At 65.2% G+C, this 2,973-nt stretch carries 5 protein-coding genes; all 5 read right to left on the reverse strand.

Annotated features, from left to right (window positions below; all coding sequences use genetic code 11):
- Positions 1–96: 96 nt before the first annotated feature.
- The gene (locus NS355_RS17550; RefSeq protein ID WP_058746856.1) at positions 97–759 is read right to left on the reverse strand and encodes an ATP synthase subunit B; all 663 of its coding nucleotides are present in this window, start codon (positions 757–759) and stop codon (positions 97–99) included.
- Positions 752–1,246, reverse strand: a complete 495-nt coding sequence (locus tag NS355_RS17555; protein WP_042484280.1) for an ATPase — start codon at positions 1,244–1,246, stop codon at positions 752–754. Before NS355_RS17555 ends, NS355_RS17550 begins: the two co-directional genes overlap by 8 nt.
- A 58-nt stretch (positions 1,247–1,304) precedes the next feature.
- A complete protein-coding gene (locus NS355_RS17560; RefSeq protein ID WP_007406947.1) occupies positions 1,305–1,532 on the reverse strand; it encodes a F0F1 ATP synthase subunit C in 228 nt (75 codons plus the stop codon).
- A gap of 81 nt (positions 1,533–1,613) precedes the next feature.
- Positions 1,614–2,405 carry a F0F1 ATP synthase subunit A gene (locus NS355_RS17565; RefSeq protein ID WP_056431901.1) on the reverse strand — a complete coding sequence of 264 codons (792 nt, stop codon included), beginning with the start codon at positions 2,403–2,405 and terminating at the stop codon, positions 1,614–1,616.
- A 33-nt stretch (positions 2,406–2,438) separates the two neighbouring features.
- Positions 2,439–2,756 (reverse strand): AtpZ/AtpI family protein, encoded by a 318-nt coding sequence (locus tag NS355_RS17570; protein WP_042484278.1) that lies wholly within the window; start codon positions 2,754–2,756, stop codon positions 2,439–2,441.
- Between the last annotated feature and the right edge of the window lie 217 nt (positions 2,757–2,973).

Consider the following 2,973-nt stretch of genomic DNA (forward strand, 5'->3'; position numbering starts at 1 on the left):
AGCAGAGCTTGGGGAGGAATGGGAAGGCACCAGAAACGACTGAACCGCGCCTCGGGCCAACCCGAAGCGCGGTCCTGTCTCCGGCCCTGTGGCCGATCAGTTCGGGCGACCGAGCCCTGAGATAGTGCGGTCGATCATAGCACGATCCGCATCGGCCGAGTGATGCTCGGCGATCAGCAGACCCGCAGCCTTGGCGGCAGCCTCGGCGGCACGGGCACGAACCTCGGCCAGCGCAGCGCGCTCGGCGGCGGCGATCTTGTCCTCGGCCATCTTGGCGCGACGCTCCATCAGCGCCTCGGCATCGGCCTTGGCCTTGCTGAGCAGCTGACCCGCTTCATGCTGGGCCTGGGCGCGCATCGCCTCGGCATCGGCATGGGCGGCCTTCGCCTTGGCCTCATATTCGGCCTTCAGCGTTTCGGCTTCCTGACGCAGCTTGTTCGCTTCGTCGAGCTGGGCGCGGATCCCGGCGATCTTCTGGTCGAGCGAACGACCGATCATCGACGGGACCTTCTTCACCAGCATGCCGATCAGCACGACCAGAGCGGCAAGCGCCACCCAGCCGGTCGAATCGAAACCCAGTGCGGTCGGGCTGGGGGCGTGATGCTCGGCCTCGGCGGCTGCGACCGTGTTACCGGTCAGGCCGTCGCCTTCGCGGATCGGCTTCTGCGTCATGCCTTCGGCCGACGCCGCGTCCGCCAGGTTCTGCGCGACCAGCGCATCGGCATTGGCCGCTGCACCGTTTGCGGAATGATTAGCCATGCGCGCTCACCTTTCGCACCGCGTCGGCCGCTGCATCCTCGCCCACCTGGACGCCGGACAGCTTGGCGACGAGATCGCGCGCGGCCTCGGCCGCCACGGTCTGAAGATTGGCCATTGCCTCGACCTTGGCATTGGCGATCGCCAGGTCATGATGACCCAGACGCTCGGCCAGGTCGGCATCGGCCGCCTTCACCTGCGCCTCGAAAGCGTGGGTGGCCCGCGCCTTGGCGGCGTTGGTCTCGGCCATCGCGGCGACACGGGCGGCGTCCATTTCGGCACGCCATGCCGCCTCGACCCGATCGGCCTCGGCACGCGCGGCCTCCGCCGCCGCCAGATCGCCGGCGATACGGCCTTCGCGAGCGTCGACGGTCGCCTGAATCTTGGGCACCATCCCACGACCGACCACAAAATACAGCAGGCCGAACGTGATCAGGAGCCAGAAGATCTGCGACGCATAGGTCGCACTGATCTGTGCTATCTGGGGCATGGAGTCCTCGTTGCCATATCAACCGGGCGACACGGGGCCGCCCGGCCGATCCGAATGATTAGGCGACGAACACCAGGATGATCATCGTCACGAAGGCGAGCAGGCCCAGAAGCTCGGCACCGGCGAAACCGATGAAGAGGCGGCCCTGCTGGCTGTCCGCCGCACCCGGATTGCGCAGCGCGCCTTCGAGGAACTTGGCGAACACGTTGCCCACGCCGAGCGAGGCGATGCCCATGCCGATAGCGGCCAGACCGGCACCGATCAGCTTCGCGGCTTCTGCGTCCATTTCAATCACTCCAGTTCAAAAAGGGTCGTTTGGGTATTCAAGTCGGCGGCGCGCCTGCCTGCCCGATCCGGCCGTACCGGATCAGTGCAGGTTGACGGCGTCGTTCAGATAGACCGAGGTCAGCAGCGCGAAGACATAGGCCTGGATCGCGGCGACCAGCAGTTCGAGAAGCGTGATGCCGATCATCAGCAGGAAGCTCGGCAGGGTGATGAGCGCGGCGTAACCGGGGCCCATATTGATGCCGTTGATGACGAAGGCGGCGAGAACCTTCAGCAGGATGTGCCCCGCGGTCATCGCGACGAACAGTCGCAGACCCAGCGAGAAGGGGCGCACCAGGAAGCTCATCAGCTCGACCACGAAGATCAGCGGAATCATCAGCTTGGGCGTGCCGTGCGGCACGAACAGCGCGAAGAAGTGGAAGCCATGGCGACCGAAGCCGACGATCAGCACGATCGCGAACGAGATCAGCGCGAGCACGCCGGTCACGGTCACATGGCTGGTCACGGTGAAGGGATGGACACCCGGCACCACGCCGAAGGGCAGCAGGCCCAGCACGTTGGCGAACAGGATGAACATGAACAGCGAGAAGACGTAAGGCAGGAAGCGCTTGCCTTCCGGCCCGATATTCGACGTCAGCATCGAATTGACGAAGCCGGTGAAGCCCTCGACCGCCGCCTGCCAGCGCCCGGGGACCAGATCGCGCTTCATGCCGCCGATCATGAACACCCACAGCGCGACCAGCGTCGCCACCATCCACAGAGCGGAATTGGTGAAGGAAAGGTCGTAGCCGCCGACCACCCAGTGCTGACCGAGCACCGGCTCGATCAGGAACTGGTGCATCGGATCAATCTTGCCGCCCGATTCTGCCGCCACGCTGCTTCGTTCCCACATATGACGAACGCCCGGTTACTCCGGGCGCTCACCAGAAATCCGAATGATTTGCCTGAACGCCACGCCGATCCCCAGGAACAGCATCACGATCAGGGCCCAGGGTGCGGTGCCGAACCAGCGGTCGAATAGCCAGCCGATCAACGCACTGCCGACAAGACTTCCGATCAGCGCGGAGATCACGCGGCTGCCCTGGGAATACCCCCTGTCGGCGTCCACCTTCACCCCCTGCCGCGCTGCGCCGTCCGCTTTCGCCTTAGCCAATCGCTGATCCAGCGCGGCCAGACGCGGATCGTCCGCATCGCCAAAGTCCTGTCCGGGTTCCTTCTCCGCCACGCAGCCACCCTCACCTAATTTCGTCACCGAAGGGGAGAATGCGCGCGAACGGCGAGCGACCCCGCCAAGGCGAGGCCCGTTTAGAAAGCCCCTCCCCCCAAGTCAACCGCCTGGGGGTGGAGTTGTGACAGATGCGTTAAGCATTGTTGCCGGGGAGTGACAGGGATGGGGCCACGCTGCCTTTACTCTTCCCCCTTCTTCTCCCCTCCCGCAGGCG

Source organism: Sphingomonas yabuuchiae, assembly GCF_001477495.1.
GTDB lineage: Bacteria > Pseudomonadota > Alphaproteobacteria > Sphingomonadales > Sphingomonadaceae > Sphingomonas > Sphingomonas yabuuchiae_A.

Bases quoted from the DNA above. Each gene is read 5' to 3' on its own strand.
- NS355_RS17550 (WP_058746856.1), bottom strand. From the start codon at position 759: ATGGCTAATCATTCCGCAAACGGTGCAGCGGCCAATGCCGATGCGCTG.
- NS355_RS17555 (WP_042484280.1), bottom strand. From the start codon at position 1,246: ATGCCCCAGATAGCACAGATCAGTGCGACCTATGCGTCGCAGATCTTC.
- NS355_RS17560 (WP_007406947.1), bottom strand. From the start codon at position 1,532: ATGGACGCAGAAGCCGCGAAGCTGATCGGTGCCGGTCTGGCCGCTATC.